We start from the raw sequence: 243 nt of genomic DNA, 5'->3' as shown, positions 1-243 counted from the left end.
AAATTTCTACTTTGACTTCTTGACCAACTTCGTACTCTTCCACGTTCCCGTTGCGGCATTCACGAATGAAGCGCTTAGGAGCAGTGTTCGCTTTTGCTCCGTGACCTTGTTGTGGTTTGTTAGAAAGCTTAACGCGCTTATCTTCGAACCCAACTTGAATTGCTTCGTAGCCGTCTGTTCCAACAGTTATCTTTTGAAGTACTACGTTTGGAGTAGCTTCGATAACTGTTACCGGGATTAAAT

Annotated in this window: 1 protein-coding gene; it reads right to left on the bottom strand. The window is 43.6% G+C overall.

Translation table 11 applies throughout. The features are described 5' to 3' along the window. Positions 1 to 243, bottom strand: a 243-nt coding sequence (locus tag KVT27_RS25860) for a large ribosomal subunit protein uL3 (protein ID WP_483307992.1), incomplete at both ends; no start/stop codon positions are given.

The sequence above is a fragment of the Lysinibacillus sp. GbtcB16 genome (assembly GCF_019091145.1).
Lineage (GTDB): Bacteria > Bacillota > Bacilli > Bacillales_A > Planococcaceae > Lysinibacillus > Lysinibacillus fusiformis.
The sequence above is the reverse complement of the archived record's forward strand: the minus strand, read 5'-3'. Positions and strand labels throughout refer to the sequence as shown.